Below are 14,566 nucleotides of genomic sequence, written 5' to 3'. Positions count from 1 at the left end.
CGAGGTAGAGCGCCCCGCGGAAGGCGCGTTCCGCCTCGTCCGGCCGGGCCCGGGCGCGGGCGAGCAGGCCTTCGTAGTAGCGCAGGCGCGGATCGGTCGGGTCCCGCCCGAGGGCCGTCCGGCAGGCCTGCCAGCTCGCCTCGAGGTCGCCCGCATCGGCGAGCGCCCGGACGGTGGCCAGGGCGCCAGGCGCCGCGGCCGGGATGGGTGCGGGCTTCGCTGCGACGCGCCGGGGAAGGGGAGCCTCCGGGGCCGGCACGGCCGGGGGCAGGAGCGGCGCCCAGGCCGCATCCGGGACGGGGTCGGGGAAGGCGGGCGGTGGCGGCAGGTCCGGCACCTCCCCCTCCGTCGGGCGGCGATAGGCGGCGGTGCCCGGCAGGGAGACCGCCTCCAGGAATTCCGCGAAGGCCGGGTTCGGCTCGGCATGGCCGAGCAGCAGCCAGCCCCCGGGACGCAGGCGCTGGGCGAGGGCCCGCACCAGGGCCTGCACCACGTCCGGGTGGAAGTAGATCAGGACGTTGCGGCACAGGATGAGGTCGTAGTCGGTGATCGCCAGGGAGGCGGTGCCGTCGACGAGGCTCATCAGGTTCTGCGGCTCGAACCGGGCGAGCCCCCGGTATTCCGGCAGCAAGGCGAAGGTGCCCTCCCGTGGTCCCGGCCGGAAGTAGCGCCCGCGCTCCTCCGCCCCGAGGGTGCGCAGGGCCCAGGCCCCGTAGACCGCGCGCCGTGCGACCGCCAGCACGTCGCGGTTGATGTCGGTGCCGGTGAGCCCGATGCGCCACTCGGGCAGGCGCTCGCCCAGCAATTCGTGCAGCACGATCCCGACCGAGTAGGTCTCCGGTCCGGTGGAGCAGCCCGCGCTCCAGATCCGCAGGCGCCGCTCGGAGCCCCGGGCGGCGATGCGCTCCGGCAGGATCGTGCCGCGCAGGGCCGCGAACTGCTCGGCGTAGCGGAAGAAGAACGTCTCCCCGATGGTGATCTCGGCCTCCAACGCCGCCCACTCGGCCTCCGATTCCTCCAGGAGCTGGAGGTAGCCGGCGGGCGCGAGGAGTCCCCGGGCGCGCATGCGCCGGCCGACCCGTTCCCAGAGCAGGTCGTCCTTGTCGGCGTAGTAATGGTGGCCGGTGCGCGCGACGAGGCGGCTCTTGAGCGCCGCGAAGGCCGGGTCGTCGGTGGGGGCTGTCCCCCGCGATGTCTGCATGCCCGGATCAGGCCGCCCACTCGGCGAGCCGTGCCTGGGCGTCCCGGGTCTGCGCCGCGACGCGGTCGCGCTCTTCCGCGAGCAGGATGCGGTCGACCGCGAGCCCGTGCACCAGCCGCTCGGCCAGCTGGATCTCGGCGGCGACACAGCCGTTCAGGGTGGTGTCGTCGGCGACCGGCCGCACCTGGCCGGCCTCGACCCGCACGACGTCCGCGACCCGGTCGACCATGAGCGCCAGGGGCGCCTCACCCTTGAGCAGGACGAGGTGGCGGTAGAGCGCCTGCCGGGCCGTGGCCGGGCGGCCGAGGCCGAACAGGACCCCGAGGTCGAGGACCGGCACGGCGGATCCGGCGAGGTTGAGGAAGCCCGCCAGCGTCCCCGGCGCCCCGGGCGGGCGCCACAGGCGGGGCAGCGGCAGGATCTCCCGCACCGCCCGGCGCGGCAGGGCGCAATCCGTCCCGGCGACATCGACCAAGAGGTAAGCCGTCCCGGTCGTCATCCTGTGCACCCCCGCGGGCCCGTCCGCCCGCGCCTCAGATAGGGGAGGCGCGGGAAGTTTCCAAACCGCCCGCCTCCGCCCTGTCGGCCGGCGCCGGAGGTGCTATGAGGCGCCGCCCGGCACGGGCTTCCGAGGTCCCGGGCAGGTGAGAGGAGCGGCGTCGTCATGATCGAGATCAGGCATGTCGGCCATGCCTTCGGGGAGCGCGCGGTGTTGCGCGACCTCACCCTCGACCTGACGGAGCGGCGCATCGCGGTGGTCGGCGGCAACGGCAGCGGCAAGAGCACCTTCGCGCGGCTCTTGAACGGCCTCCTGGTGCCCACGCACGGCACGGTGCGGGTCGACGGGCTCGACACGCGCCGCGACGGCAAGGCGGTGCGCCGCAAGGTCGGCTTCGTCTTCCAGAACCCCGACAACCAGATCGTGCTGCCGCTGGTCGCGGAAGACCTCGCCTTCGGTCTCAAGAATCTCGGGCTGCCGAAGGACGAGATCGCCCGGCGGACGGACGAGGCCCTGCGCCGCTACGACCTCCTCGATCTCGCCGACCATCCGGCCCATCTCCTGAGCGGCGGCCAGAAGCAGCTCCTGGCCCTTGCCGGCGTGCTCGCGATGGCGCCGGAGGTGATCGTGTTCGACGAGCCGACGACGCTCCTCGACCTGCGCAACAAGCGCCGGATCGCGCAGGCCATCGACGGGCTGTCGCAACGCGCGATCGTGGTCTCGCACGACCTCGACTTCCTCGCGCATTTCGACCGGGTGCTGGTCTTCGAGGACGGCCGCATCGTGATCGACGACCGTCCCTCGGCGGCGCTCCCGGCCTACGTCGCGATGATGTCGTGACCCCCTCCATCCCGGGGCGGAGCCCCCTCCATCGCTGCCCGCCGGGGCCGAAGATCCTGGCGCTGGTCGCCGCCGGCACGGCGCTGTTCGCGCTGCCGCGGCTCGACCTCGCGCTCGCGGTGCTCGGCCTGACGGGATGGCTCTATCGGCTCGCCGGGATCCCGGCCCGCCTCGTCCTGGCGCAAGTGCGGCCGCTGGCCTGGATCCTCGCCGTGCTGGTCCTGGTGCAGCTCGCCCTCGACGGCTGGCAGGCCGGCCTGCTGGTGGCCGCCCGCCTCGTGGCGCTGATGCTGCTCGCCGGCCTCGTGACCCTGACGACCCGTTCGTCCGACCTGATCGAGGCACTGCAACGCGGCCTCGCCTGGCTGAGGCCGCTGGGAGCCGATCCCGCCAAGGTCGGGCTCGCCATCGCGCTCACCCTGCGCTTCATCCCGGTTCTGGCCGCCATCACCGCGGAGGTCCGCGAGGCGCAAAGGGCCCGCGGCCTGGAGCGCAGCCTCGTGGCCCTGACCGTCCCGGTCATCGTGCGCATGCTCAAGATGAGCGACGATGTCGCGGCGGCGATCGACGCCCGGTCCTACGACCCGGACCGGGCCGGCGACTGACACCCTTCTTCCTTCATCGAGGCATTCCATGTCGACCCGGGACATCGTCTTCGTCGCGCTCTTCGCCGCTCTCACCGCGGCGCTCGGCCTGTTTCCCCCCGTGACCCTGCCGGTGATCGGCGTGCCGATCACCGCGCAGTCGATGGGCCCGATGCTCGCCGGCGCGATCGCCGGCGCCAGGCGCGGGGCTGCGGCCCTGGCCCTGTTCGTCGTCCTGGTCTGCGCCGGGCTGCCGCTCATGGCCGGCGGGCGGGGCGGGCTCGGGATCGTCATGGGGCCGGGCGGCGGCTTCGTGCTGATGTGGCCCGTCGCCGCCTTCGTGATCGGGTTCCTGTACGAGCGCGGCCTCGAGACCCTGACGGCGTGGAAGGAGGCGCTGATCCTCGTCCTCGGCGGCGTCGTCCTCACCTACGCGGTCGGCATCCCGTGGATCGCCGCGGTCGCCCGGGTCGATCTGGCGAAGGCGGCGATCGGCTCGGCCTGGTTCCTGCCGGGGGACGCCGTGAAGGTGGTCCTCGTCGTGCTCGTCGCCCGCGCCGTGCGCCGGGCCTATCCGACGCTCCGGCCGCGTTGACGGAAAGTGCAAGGACCCGAACGCTTAACGCCCCGGCGAAACCGGTTGACCCTGCCTGACGAGGCGCGTAGGGTCCGCGCCACTCTCTTAACGAGCAGGCTTTTTCACAGCATGCGTGCGGTCCTTATTGTAGCGGAGGCGCCACCGAAGGGGCGGGCTTGAGAAGCCCGGCATCCCAAGGGTGGCGCGTGCAGGGTCCTTCGGGGCCCTTTTTTGTTGCGTAAAACGGACCCGAGAGCGCGGACGAGACCAAGGAACGGAGCGCGGCGATGAGTGCGGGCGAGGTCATGACGGGCGCCGAGATGGTGATCCGGGCGTTTCAGGATCAGGGTGTCGACACCCTGTTCGGCTATCCGGGCGGCGCGGTGCTGCCGATCTACGACGCGCTCTTCCATCAGGAGACGGTGAAGCACATCCTGGTCCGGCACGAGCAGGGCGCGGTGCACGCGGCCGAGGGCTATGCCCGCTCGTCCGGCAAGGTCGGCTGCGTGCTCGTCACCTCGGGGCCGGGCGCCACCAACATCGTCACCGGCCTGACCGACGCGCTGCTCGATTCGATCCCGCTCGTCTGCATCACCGGCCAGGTCCCGACGCACCTGATCGGCTCCGACGCGTTCCAGGAATGCGACACGGTCGGCATCACCCGCAGCTGCACCAAGCACAATTACCTCGTCAAATCGATCGAGGACCTGCCGCGGATCCTGCACGAGGCGTTCTACGTCGCCTCGCACGGCCGGCCCGGCCCGGTGGTGGTCGACCTGCCGAAGGACATCCAGTTCGCCAGCGGCCTCTACCGCCGCCCGGTCGACAACAGCCACAAGACCTACAACCCGCAGACGCAGGGCGATCCGGAGAAGATCCGCGCCGCCGTGGCGCTGATGGCGGGCGCGCGCCGGCCGGTCTTCTATACCGGCGGCGGCGTCATCAACTCGGGCCCCGAGGCCTCGGAGCTGCTGCGCGAGCTCGCCCGCGCCACCGGCTTCCCGGTCACCTCGACGCTGATGGGCTTAGGGGCCTTCCCGGGTTCGGACCCGCAGTTCCTCGGCATGCTCGGCATGCACGGGACCTACGAGGCGAACCTGGCGATGCATGAATGCGACGTCATGGTCTGCATCGGCGCGCGCTTCGACGACCGCATCACCGGCCGGCTCGACGCCTTCTCGCCCTTCTCCAAGAAGATCCACGTCGACATCGACGCGTCCTCGATCAACAAGACCGTCAAGGCCGATATCGGCATCGTCGGCGATTGCGGCTCGGTGCTCGGCGACATGCTGCGCGAGTGGCGGGCGGTGACGCCGGAGCCCGACAAGGGCCGCCTGACCGAATGGCTGTCCAAGATCCGCGGCTGGAAGGCGCGCGAATGCCTCGGCTACTGGCCGTCGGGCACCACCATCAAGCCGCAATACGCGGTCCAGCGCCTCTACGAGGCGACCAAGGGGCGCGAGACCTACGTCACCACGGAGGTCGGCCAGCACCAGATGTGGGCGGCGCAGTACTACAAGTTCGACGAGCCGAACCGCTGGATGACCTCGGGGGGCCTCGGCACCATGGGCTACGGCCTGCCGGCGGCGATCGGCGCCCAGCTCGCCCATCGTGGCGCGCTGGTGATCGACATCGCCGGCGAGGCCTCGATCCAGATGAACATCCAGGAGCTGTCGACCGCCGTGCAGTACCGCCTGCCGGTCAAGATCTTCATCCTGAACAACGAGTACATGGGCATGGTGCGCCAGTGGCAGCAATTGTTGCACGGCTCGCGCTACTCCGAGAGCTATTCGGAAAGCCTGCCCGACTTCGTGAAGCTCGCCGAAGCCTATGGCGCCAAGGGCATCCGCTGCTCCGATCCCGGCAGCCTCGACGCGGCGATCGCCGAGATGCTGGATTACGACGGCCCGGTGATCTTCGACTGCATCGTCGACAAGACCGAGAACTGCTTCCCGATGATCCCGTCGGGCAAGGCGCATAACGAGATGCTGCTCTCGGACTACCTCGGCGAGACCGGGGCGGATCTGGGCGACGTGATCTCCGACGAAGGCAAGATGCTGGTCTGAGCGGGCAAGGGTCTACAGGGTCTAGGACGATGAACGCCATGAACACCCATTATCCCGATCCGGTCCGCGTCGAGCCGGTGAACCGCCACACCCTGGCGGTCATCGTCGACAACGAGCCCGGCGTGCTCGCCCGCATCGCCGGCCTGTTTTCCGGCCGCGGCTACAACATCGAGAGCCTGACGGTCTCGGAGACCGAGCACGCCCGGCACATCTCCCGCATCACCATCGTGACGGCAGGCACGAACGCGGTGATCGATCAGATCAAGGCGCAGCTCGACCGGCTCGTGCCGGTGCACCGGGTGGTCGATCTGACCCTTCAGGGCGATTCGCTCGAGCGGGAACTCGCGCTCGTGAAGGTGGCCGGCAAGGGCGAGCACCGGGTCGAGGCGATGCGCCTCGCCGCCGCCTTCGGCGCCCGGACCCTCGATGCGACGCTGCACTCGTTCGTGTTCGAGCTGACCGGCACGACCGACGAGATCGACCGCTTCGTCAAGCTGATGGCGTCTGTGGGTCTGGTCGAGGTGTCGCGCACTGGCGTGGCCGCCATGGCACGCGGATCGGACGCTATGTAGCGCGCTACTCGGCGGGCGGGGCGTTGGTGCGCCCTGCCTGACCGTACTTCCGCTCGAAGCGGTAGACGGCGTAGCTCAGGGTGGCGATGCCCGTCACCGAGACGAACAGGGCAAAGCCGAGCATCGCGAGGGTGGCGTCCCAGGGCATCGTCAATCCTCCCGGCGCAGAAGTCGGATCACCGCGTGACCGACGCAATGTAAGGCGAGAGAGGCAGCGAACCAAGAGAGATGCGACTGCCCCAAGGTCGCATTCGGGTTGCTGACCAGCGGTACGATGATGGCCGCACCGGCCACCGCGATCACCATGGCGTTCACGTAGGCCGCGAACAGCTTAATATGTTCATTCAGACGCTTCGCCGTGTACTTGCGACGCGCAGCAATCTCCGCTGCATCGGGCGTTGCCTCGGTCACGCAGGCTACCTCACCGGTTCGTGACCCAGCGTAACTGATCGACCCTCCGGGGTCGATATCCACTCCTACGTACAAAAACGCCTCCCCGATGGACGGGGAGGCGAACGACGTTTTCGTTCTTCAGCGTCAGAAGACGGCGGGAGTTCGAAGACGGGGCCGGCTCGACGTCAGCCCCGAACGGTCTGCCGCCTCAGCGCGCGCCCTTGCCGTCCCCGTCGCGCATCGCGCCGGTCGGCTCCTGGACGTGGGCCTCGAGGAACCACAATTGCTTGTCGACCGTGCGGGAGACCTCGGTGAACAGGTCGGCGGTGCCGGCATCCCCGGCCTCGTCGGTCTGGTCGATGTTCTCGCGCACCGCGTTGGCATAGGCCGCGTAGCGGTCGATCAGGGCCGAGAGGTGGTCGGCGACGGCGTAGACGTCGGTCGGATAGGGGGCGAGCTTCGAGGACGCGGCGACCACCGAGGCGGTGCCGAGCGCCGTGGCGCCGAGCTGCACGGCCCGTTCCGCGACCTTGTCGTTGAGGTCGTCGAGCTCGGTGCGGAACCCGTCGAGCATCTCGTGGATGCCGATGAATTGCGGGCCCTTCAGGTTCCAGTGCGCCTGCTTGACGGCGAGCGCCAGGTCGATGCCGTCGGCGAGCCGCGCGTTCAGGGTCTCGATCGAGACGCGCTTGGCGTTCGAATCGGTGTCGTTGCGGGTGCCGTGCTGGCGCGGCTGGCCGGCCTTGCCCTTGGAATCCGTCATGTCGGTCAACTCCGTCGATTTCCCGCGACAACGGGGCCGAGGGGCGGCCGTTCCGATGCTGCGGTGGGGTTTGTTGATCCACCCCGGCATTCTGCCGGGGTGGTTGGACGGTCCCGCCTGGAACCGCCCGATGGAAGGAGAGCTAGGGCCGGGTACCGACCCGGACAGCGCGCCGGGCACAATCCTCCCTTGCGTCAATTCATCGGGACGGTCGGGAACCCAGGAACGCCCCGGCGGTGCGGAGCGACAGGGCCATGATGGTCAGTGCCGGATTCGCCGCCAGCGAACTCGGGAAGACCGAGCCGTCGCAGATCCACAGGTTCTCGATCTCGTGGCTGCGCCCGAACGGATCGACCACCGAGGCATCGGGGTCGCGCCCCATCCGGCAGGTGCCGAGGGTGTGGGCGACGCGCTCCAGCACCCAGATGTCCGTGGCGCCCGCCGCCTCCCAGATCTCGCGCATGACCCTGGTGGCGTGGGCGTTGAGCCCGTGCTCGTTTCGCCCGTAGCCGAAGCTGATATGGGCCTTTCGCATCCCGAGGGCGTCGGTCTCGTCCGACAGGGTCAGGGTGTTTTCGTCGCAGGGCAGCGTCTCGCCGTTGATGCCGATGCCGGCGACGCGGTTGTACCGGCGGAGGTAATCGGTCAGCGCCGTACCCCACAGGCCGCGGCCGCGGGCGACGGCGTTGCCCCAGGTCAGCGGCTCGACGCCGAGGCTCTGCACCAGGTAGCCGCCGGCGAAATCGGCCCCCTTCGGCCGGGTGAAATCCTCGGTGATGAGCGAGGACGGGTAGCCCCGGTTCATCCCGACCTCGTCGGGAAACGTGCCCCAGACCTGCGTCGCGACGTGGCCGATGTAGTTCCTCCCGACTTGGCCGCTGCCGGTGGCGAGGCCGAGATGGAGCAGGAGCCGCGGCGTCTCGACGGCGCCGGCGGACAGGATCAGGTGGGCGCAACGCTGGTGGTGGTCGCGGCCGCCGCTGCGATAGATCACGGCCGTGATCCGCCCGGCCTTGTCGCGCTCGACCCCGTGCATGCGGGCCTCGGCGCGGATCTCGGCCCCGCGCGCGACCGCCAGCGGCAGGTAGGTCACGTCCATGCTGGCCTTGGCGCGGGTGCGGCAGCCCTGATGGCAGAAGCCGCAATGGATGCAGGCCTTGCGCGCGGGCACCGCTCCGCCGGGCGTGAAGTCGCGCGAGACCACGGCCGCGGGCGCGTCCGTCGCGGTGATGCCGAGCTTGTCGCAGGCCGACGCCATCAGCTCGGCCGGGCCGTTGCGCAGAACCGGCGGCAGCGGGAAGCGGCGGGCCGCGTCCCACGGATAGGGCGTCGGGCCCGACGTGCCGATGAAGGCCTCGACGCGGTCGTAGAACGGCACCAGCTCGGCATGATCGATCGGCCAGTCGCAGCCCTCGCCGCTCTCCGAGTTCAGCCGGAAGTCACGGGGATCGGCCCGGGGCACGAAGGCGCCCCAATGCAGGGTCGAGCCGCCGATCCCGGTGCCGCTGTTGTTGGCGCCGAACGCCTCCGGCGTCGAGCCGCCGCTCAGGCGCTCCTCGGTCCAGTAGATCTCGTCGGCGAGCGTCTCGTCGAAGCCGTAGCCGGCGGGATCGAAGTTCGGCCCGGCCTCCAGCGCCACGACCTTGAGGCCGGCGGCCGCCAGCTCGGCGAGGAGCGGCGCACCCCCCGCCCCGGTGCCGACCACCACCACGTCGACGACCTCGTCGGTGCCGTGACTGTTCTGCCCCGAGAGGTTCATCGGGCGTCTCCCACGGTCTCGAGGACAGGGTGTTCCCAGGGCTCGCGCTCGTTCAGGCCGGCCAGGCGGTAGCCCGGCAGGGCCTCGGCATCGTCGCCACCCGCGCCGATCCCGGTGAAGCCGATCGCCGCGAGGCCGGCCGGATGGGCGAGGAAGGTCCGCACCGCCTCGCCCCGCAGCTCCTCGAACCAGCAGGTCATCAAGTCGGGCACGAGGCCGCCCGGGATCTCGGGCAGGTCGCCGGAGGTGGCGCGGGCGAGGAGAGCATCCTGTTCGGACCCGCCCAAAGCCGCGAAGGGATGCCCATGCGCCTCCCGCGCCGCCCCGTCGAGGGTGCGCAGCGCCCGGGCATAGGCCTCTCCGTCCGGCGGCAGGGCGGCGAAGCGCCAGCCGTCGCCGGTGCCTGATGCCAGCCGCGCGTCGATCCGGCGGGCGAGGTCGATCTTTCCAGGGCCGGCCTGGGGCAGCACCCGGTCGAGGCAGGCGGTGAGGGTCGCACGCTCGTCCGGCCCCAGGCAGAACGGGCCGTCGGGCTCGCGCATCCGCCCGCGCAATGCGGTGCGCAGTCGGGTGTTGACCCGGTCGGAACTCATCAGCGACGCGAAGGCCGGCGGCAGGGTGGGGGCGTCGGCGGCCTGCGGCGGGGCCGCGACGAGGTCGCGAATCAAGGCCGCCAGCATCTCGGGCCGCTCCAGCGGCAGCAGGTGGCCGGCCCCGGGGGCGACCTCGTGGCGGTGGCGGGCGAGGTGCGGCAGGGTCAGCGCGGCCTGCGCCTCCGGCCCGAGATCGCCGTCCTCCGCCCCGCTCACCACCAGGGCGGGCGTCCTCAGGGTGCCGATCCGGTCGCGCCAATCCTCGTTGGCACCGCTCGCGAGCCAGGCCTTCCAGGCCTGCGGATTGGCCCGCAGCACGTCCTCGACCGTGCGGGCACGGTCTTCCGGATCGAGGGGCGCCCCGACATTCGCCGAGACGAAGGCCTCGGCCTCCCGGCGCCGGGTCTCCGGGTCGGCGTCGATCCAGGCGATCATCGCCTGCCGGCGCTCTTCCGCCATCGGCTCAGGGCAAGGCGGCGAGCCCGCCAGCAGCACCAGGCCGGAGAGGTCCGCGAGGGCGGGATCGCCGTCCTCGTGACGCCGCGCGAGCGCCAGGGCGACCTTCGCCCCCATGCTGTTGCCGGCAACGAGCCAGGGCCCGGTCGGGGCCTCGGCTTTGATGCGGGCGGCGACGTGGTCGGCCATGGCGGCGACGCCGCAGCCCGGATGCCCGGCTTCGTCGCCGAAGCCCGGCAGGTCGATGGCGACGCAGCGCAGGTGGGGCCTGAGACGCTCGGCGAGGGAGCGCCAGGTGCGGGCGCTGCCTCCGAGGAAGTGCAGGCAGAAGAGGACGGGTCGGTCAATCATGCCGGCGAGATCGCGCGACGCTGCCTTGCGTCAACGGCGGATCGCCGCGGCGCCTTGCAGCACCCTCGGATGATATGTCGAGTCGTTAACGTATCGGGCGAGCCGGAGGACGGCGTCTCGACAGGTCTACGGCGGACACGGCAGCCGCGAAGCCTTGGCCTGCCGGGAAATCAACATTCTGCGACGGCAACGATATCTAGGCTCTTCGTCCTGAAGTGCGGTCGGCGACGGCAGCATTCCCGACGCTGTTGGCCGATTTGATCTATGTTAAATTTTCTCATGACGAGGCCGGAACTGTCGCCACATGCTGCGCAGTGAGCGGAGAGGGGCGCATAACGCTCGTCACGTCTCGACAGGAAGGCCGGATACGGCCCCGGATCTACGCGCAGCGGCGACATCACTCGGCGCGCCGCAAGCTTCCGGACGCGAGAACGCCGCGCGGAAGGGCGTTCCGCGCGGCGTTTGCAGGCATCGCCGCGGCCTGCCCGAGGCGACCGCGGCAGCCAACAATGTTAGTTCTTGGCCTTGTCGACCAGGGCCTTCTCCTTGATCCACGGCATCATGCCGCGGAGGCGCTCGCCGACCTCCTCGATCGGGTGGGCGGCGTTGCGGGCGCGGGTCGCCTTGAACGAGGTCTGGTTGACCTTGTTCTCCAGCATCCAGTTGCGGGTGAAGGTGCCGTTCTGGATGTCGGTCAGGACGCGCTTCATCTCGGCCTTGGTCTCGGGCGTGATGATGCGCGGGCCGGTCACGTACTCGCCGTACTCGGCGGTGTTCGAGATCGAGTAGTTCATGTTGGCGATGCCGCCCTCGTAGATGAGGTCGACGATCAGCTTCACCTCGTGGAGGCACTCGAAATAGGCCATCTCGGGGGCGTAGCCGCCCTCGACGAGCGTCTCGAAGCCGGCCTTGATCAGCTCGACGAGGCCGCCGCAGAGCACGACCTGCTCACCGAACAGGTCGGTCTCGCACTCTTCCTTGAAGGTGGTCTCGATGATGCCGGCGCGGCCGCCGCCATTGGCCGAGGCGTAGGACAGGCCGAGGTCGTGGGCGTTGCCCGAGGCGTCCTGGGCGATGGCGATCAGGGTCGGCACGCCGCCGCCGCGCAGGTACTCGGAGCGCACGGTGTGGCCGGGGCCCTTCGGGGCGACCATCAGCACGTCGAGGTCGGCGCGCGGCTCGATCAGGTTGAAGTGGACGTTGAGGCCGTGGGCGAACAGCAGGGCGGCGCCCTGCTTCATGTTGGCCTGGAGCGAGTCGCGGTAGATCTCGCCCTGCAGCTCGTCGGGGGTCAGCATCATGACGACGTCCGCCTGCTTGGCGGCGTCGGCGACCTCCATGACCTTGAAGCCCTCGGCCTCGGCCTTCTTGGCGCTGGCCGAGCCCTTGCGGAGCGCGATCACCACGTCCTTCACGCCCGAATCGCGCAGGTTCAGCGCGTGGGCATGGCCCTGGCTGCCGTAGCCGACGATGACGACCTTCTTGCCCTTGATCAGATTGATGTCGGCATCACGATCGTAATAGACCCGCATGGCGGCTCCCCCTTGTGCAGATGGCGAGAATTCGAACGCTCCGGGCGCTGGAGCGGCCGTGCGACGGCCGGCTTGTAGCGGCGTGATTCGCGTCAGGGAATAGGCTATGCGCGCGGAACCGCACATGGCTGCTCAGTTCGGCGTGCGCGCAGGGCCCATCCAGGGGGCCGGAGGGGAACGGCATGACGCAAGCGGCGACGCCCGCCGAACTCGTCGATTTCTGGCGCGAGGCCGGATTCGACCGCTGGTTCAAGGCCGATCCGGCCTTCGACGCCGCCTGCAGGGCCTATCGGCCGCTGCACGAGGCGGCGGCGCGGGGCGAGCTCTCCGACTGGGAGGAGAGTCCGGAGGGCGCGCTCGCCCTGGTGCTCCTCCTCGACCAGTTCCCGCGCAATCTCTTCCGCGGCACGCCCCGGGCCTGGGAAACGGACGCGGCAGCGCTCGCCGCCGCAGACCGCGCGATCGCGCGCGGCCACGACCGGGCGATCGAGCCGGCCTTGCGCGCCTTCCTGTACATGCCGCTGATGCACGCCGAGGATCTGGGCCACCAGGAGCGCAGCGTCGCGCTGTTCACCGGGCTCGGCATCCCGGTGAACCTCGAGGCGGCGCACGAGCACCACGCGCTGATCCGGCGGTTCGGCCGTTTCCCCCACCGCAACGCGGTGCTCGGCCGCCCCGAGACGCCGGCCGAGCGGGATTACCTGTCGGGCGAGGGCGCCTTTCGGGGTTAGGAGTCTTGCCGCGGCCGACTTATACCAACGGCCTCAGATGCTGACGCATCAACGTCGATCTCGGGCAAGCCCGAGATCGACGAGGCCGTTGATCCATCTCGAATTTTCGATTTCAAGCCAAAAGCTTGGCGAAAATTCGAGAACGAAACCAAAGGTCGTTTTCAACGACCGTTGGCATTAAGAAGATTTCGCAAAAGCGGTCGCCGGTTTTGCGACGACAATCTGCGACATGACACAAACCTAAGCGGACGAAGCGTTGGCTTGCCAACGCAAGTCTGCTTAGGCCGGCAGAGGCAGCCCCTCGCGGGCGAAGGCGCGTTGCACGGCCGGGCGCTCGGCCATGCGGCGGGCATGGTCGGTCCAGTACGGGAACTGGCGGGCCATGTCGTAGCCGAGCACCTGGCCGTTGCCCCAGTGCCAGAACACCAGCAGGTAGGGATCGGCGACGCTGTAAGACGCGCCGGCGGCCCAGCCGCCGCGGGACAGGCCGACCTCGATCATCGTCCACAGATCGGCGCAGGTCTCGCGGCCCTTGGCCTTCACGTCCTCGATCGCCGCCTCGTCGGTGGCGTAGCGCTCGGCCCGGCGGATATGGGCGTAGGCCGGGTGGATCGTGGAGGAGAGCCAGGCCAGCCACTCGGCGCACCGCGCCTCCTCCCGCGGATCCTCCGGCCACAGGCCCGCCTGCGGGTGCTTGCGGGCGATGTAGCGCAGGATCGCCGGGTTCTCGGTCAGCACCCACTCGCCCTCGGCCAGGGCCGGCACCCGGCCCTTCTGGTTGATGGCGAGGTAGCGGCCGCCGCGCTGCTCGGCCTTGGCGAAATCGATCCTGACCGCCTCGAACGGCGCGCCGGTCTCCTCCAGGGCGACGTGGGGCGCCAGCGAGCAGGCGCCCGGCGAGTAGTAGAGCGTAAGGGTCTCGGACAAGGGGGACCTCCCGGCGCGATCGCCGCCCCGGCCGTGCGGAGCGGTGCCCCCGTCCCTTACGCCAGGCCGGGTCCGGGCGGTACCACCCCGGGCGCCGGCGCTCAGGCGCAGACCTGCCCTCAGGCGGAGGCCTGCGGGCGCACCGCCACGCCGGCCTCCGGCCGCGACCGCCGCGTCGCCAGCCAGACGACGGCGCAGAGCACGATCGCGCCCTGCACGGCCAAGGCCTCCCAGCTGCCGTTGAAGCCGAGCTCGGCGACGAGTTCCGGCACGCCGTCATTGTGCACCGGCACGATCACCTGCTCCTGCAACTCCTGGATCGCCGCGCCGACGAGGCGCAGGCCCATCACGAACAGGAAGGCCGAGGTGATGAGGAAGACCGGCCGCAGCGGCAGGCGCAGGGCCAGCCACTGCATCGCCACGAACATCGCCGCGAGGGCGAGCGCCGCGGCCGCCAGCCCGCCGAGCAGCGAGGCATCGAAGCCGCCGGCGGTGCGCGCCAGGGCGTGCACGAACAGCACCGTCTCGGCGCCTTCGCGGAACACCGCCAGGAAGGCGATGCCGGCGAGCGACAGCACCGTGCCGGCGCTCATCGCCCGCTCGGCCATGCGGTTGATCTCGGCCTTCCAGGCCGCCGGGTCCTGGCGCAGGAAGAGCCAGCCGCTCATCGTGAACATCAGGCCGGCGGCGACCACCATCACGCCGGCCTCGATCAGGTCGTT

Annotated in this window: 16 protein-coding genes; 6 read left to right on the top strand and 10 right to left on the bottom strand. The window is 70.4% G+C overall.

The features are described from left to right. Together VQ03_RS16200 and VQ03_RS16195 are read right to left on the bottom strand one after the other, a co-directional pair. The coding region (locus VQ03_RS16200; RefSeq protein ID WP_048451929.1) for a CheR family methyltransferase at positions 1 to 1,201 on the bottom strand (1,201 nt) is incomplete at its 3' end. A 7-nt stretch (positions 1,202 to 1,208) separates the two neighbouring features. Beyond that, the gene (locus VQ03_RS16195) at positions 1,209 to 1,676 is read right to left on the bottom strand and encodes a chemotaxis protein CheW (RefSeq protein WP_342586466.1); all 468 of its coding nucleotides are present in this window, start codon (positions 1,674 to 1,676) and stop codon (positions 1,209 to 1,211) included. A gap of 189 nt (positions 1,677 to 1,865) precedes the next feature. Between VQ03_RS16195 and VQ03_RS16190 the strand changes: the two genes are divergently transcribed. The 5 genes from VQ03_RS16190 to ilvN all read left to right on the top strand — a co-directional run bounded on the left by VQ03_RS16190 (position 1,866) and on the right by ilvN (position 6,339). Next, entirely contained in the window at positions 1,866 to 2,540 is a 675-nt protein-coding gene (locus VQ03_RS16190) for an energy-coupling factor ABC transporter ATP-binding protein (protein ID WP_048451927.1), read from the top strand. Next, a complete protein-coding gene (locus VQ03_RS16185) occupies positions 2,537 to 3,145 on the top strand; it encodes an energy-coupling factor transporter transmembrane component T family protein (RefSeq protein ID WP_048451926.1) in 609 nt (202 codons plus the stop codon). The genes VQ03_RS16190 and VQ03_RS16185 overlap by 4 nt, the downstream gene beginning before the upstream one ends. Before the next feature lie 28 nt (positions 3,146 to 3,173). Beyond that, positions 3,174 to 3,719 carry a biotin transporter BioY gene (locus VQ03_RS16180; RefSeq protein WP_048451925.1) on the top strand — a complete coding sequence of 182 codons (546 nt, stop codon included), beginning with the start codon at positions 3,174 to 3,176 and terminating at the stop codon, positions 3,717 to 3,719. Positions 3,720 to 3,988: 269 nt separating this feature from the next. Next, on the top strand, positions 3,989 to 5,767 hold the full coding sequence (locus tag VQ03_RS16175) for an acetolactate synthase 3 large subunit (RefSeq protein ID WP_048451924.1): 1,779 nt from the start codon (positions 3,989 to 3,991) through the stop codon (positions 5,765 to 5,767). Between the two features lie 29 nt (positions 5,768 to 5,796). After that, entirely contained in the window at positions 5,797 to 6,339 is a 543-nt protein-coding gene (gene ilvN, locus VQ03_RS16170) for an acetolactate synthase small subunit (protein ID WP_048451923.1), read from the top strand. Between the two features lie 4 nt (positions 6,340 to 6,343). Here ilvN and VQ03_RS33095 read toward each other — a convergent pair whose 3' ends face one another. From VQ03_RS33095 to ilvC, 6 genes are all read right to left on the bottom strand, one after another. Then, positions 6,344 to 6,487, bottom strand: a complete 144-nt coding sequence (locus tag VQ03_RS33095; RefSeq protein WP_157064128.1) for a hypothetical protein — start codon at positions 6,485 to 6,487, stop codon at positions 6,344 to 6,346. Positions 6,488 to 6,489: 2 nt separating this feature from the next. Continuing rightward, positions 6,490 to 6,750: a hypothetical protein gene (locus tag VQ03_RS16165; protein ID WP_048451922.1), complete on the bottom strand. Its 261-nt coding sequence runs from the start codon at positions 6,748 to 6,750 to the stop codon at positions 6,490 to 6,492. A gap of 190 nt (positions 6,751 to 6,940) precedes the next feature. After that, on the bottom strand, positions 6,941 to 7,495 hold the full coding sequence (dps, locus tag VQ03_RS16160; protein ID WP_048451930.1) for a DNA starvation/stationary phase protection protein Dps: 555 nt from the start codon (positions 7,493 to 7,495) through the stop codon (positions 6,941 to 6,943). A gap of 199 nt (positions 7,496 to 7,694) precedes the next feature. Then, the gene (locus tag VQ03_RS16155; RefSeq protein WP_048451921.1) at positions 7,695 to 9,254 is read right to left on the bottom strand and encodes a GMC family oxidoreductase; all 1,560 of its coding nucleotides are present in this window, start codon (positions 9,252 to 9,254) and stop codon (positions 7,695 to 7,697) included. After that, complete coding sequence (locus VQ03_RS16150; protein ID WP_048451920.1) at positions 9,251 to 10,654, bottom strand: alpha/beta hydrolase; 1,404 nt, start codon at positions 10,652 to 10,654, stop codon at positions 9,251 to 9,253. The genes VQ03_RS16155 and VQ03_RS16150 overlap by 4 nt, the downstream gene beginning before the upstream one ends. Positions 10,655 to 11,166: 512 nt before the next feature. Beyond that, a complete protein-coding gene (gene ilvC, locus VQ03_RS16145) occupies positions 11,167 to 12,186 on the bottom strand; it encodes a ketol-acid reductoisomerase (protein ID WP_048451919.1) in 1,020 nt (339 codons plus the stop codon). A 182-nt stretch (positions 12,187 to 12,368) separates the two neighbouring features. Between ilvC and VQ03_RS16140 the strand changes: the two genes are divergently transcribed. Next, a complete protein-coding gene (locus tag VQ03_RS16140; protein WP_048451918.1) occupies positions 12,369 to 12,917 on the top strand; it encodes a DUF924 family protein in 549 nt (182 codons plus the stop codon). Between the two features lie 279 nt (positions 12,918 to 13,196). On the opposite strand, the gene VQ03_RS16135 is transcribed toward VQ03_RS16140, so the two are convergent. Both VQ03_RS16135 and VQ03_RS16130 read right to left on the bottom strand, forming a co-directional pair. Further along, entirely contained in the window at positions 13,197 to 13,844 is a 648-nt protein-coding gene (locus tag VQ03_RS16135; RefSeq protein ID WP_048451917.1) for a glutathione S-transferase family protein, read from the bottom strand. 119 nt (positions 13,845 to 13,963) lie between these two features. Further along, positions 13,964 to 14,566 (bottom strand): FTR1 family protein (locus VQ03_RS16130; RefSeq protein ID WP_048451916.1); only part of this gene is annotated, 603 nt, incomplete at its 5' end.

The sequence above is a fragment of the Methylobacterium tarhaniae genome, assembly GCF_001043955.1.
In the GTDB taxonomy this organism is placed as follows: Bacteria; Pseudomonadota; Alphaproteobacteria; order Rhizobiales; family Beijerinckiaceae; genus Methylobacterium; species Methylobacterium tarhaniae.
This window is presented reverse-complemented; position numbering and strand designations above follow the sequence as displayed.

Excerpts from the sequence above, each read along its gene's own strand:
- VQ03_RS16190 (WP_048451927.1), top strand. The coding sequence starts at position 1,866 with ATGATCGAGATCAGGCATGTCGGCCATGCCTTCGGGGAGCGCGCGGTG.
- VQ03_RS16180 (WP_048451925.1), top strand. The coding sequence starts at position 3,174 with ATGTCGACCCGGGACATCGTCTTCGTCGCGCTCTTCGCCGCTCTCACC.
- VQ03_RS16175 (WP_048451924.1), top strand. The coding sequence starts at position 3,989 with ATGAGTGCGGGCGAGGTCATGACGGGCGCCGAGATGGTGATCCGGGCG.
- ilvN (WP_048451923.1), top strand. The coding sequence starts at position 5,797 with ATGAACGCCATGAACACCCATTATCCCGATCCGGTCCGCGTCGAGCCG.
- VQ03_RS33095 (WP_157064128.1), bottom strand. The coding sequence starts at position 6,487 with ATGCCCTGGGACGCCACCCTCGCGATGCTCGGCTTTGCCCTGTTCGTC.
- dps (WP_048451930.1), bottom strand. The coding sequence starts at position 7,495 with ATGACGGATTCCAAGGGCAAGGCCGGCCAGCCGCGCCAGCACGGCACC.
- VQ03_RS16155 (WP_048451921.1), bottom strand. The coding sequence starts at position 9,254 with ATGAACCTCTCGGGGCAGAACAGTCACGGCACCGACGAGGTCGTCGAC.
- VQ03_RS16150 (WP_048451920.1), bottom strand. The coding sequence starts at position 10,654 with ATGATTGACCGACCCGTCCTCTTCTGCCTGCACTTCCTCGGAGGCAGC.
- ilvC (WP_048451919.1), bottom strand. The coding sequence starts at position 12,186 with ATGCGGGTCTATTACGATCGTGATGCCGACATCAATCTGATCAAGGGC.
- VQ03_RS16140 (WP_048451918.1), top strand. The coding sequence starts at position 12,369 with ATGACGCAAGCGGCGACGCCCGCCGAACTCGTCGATTTCTGGCGCGAG.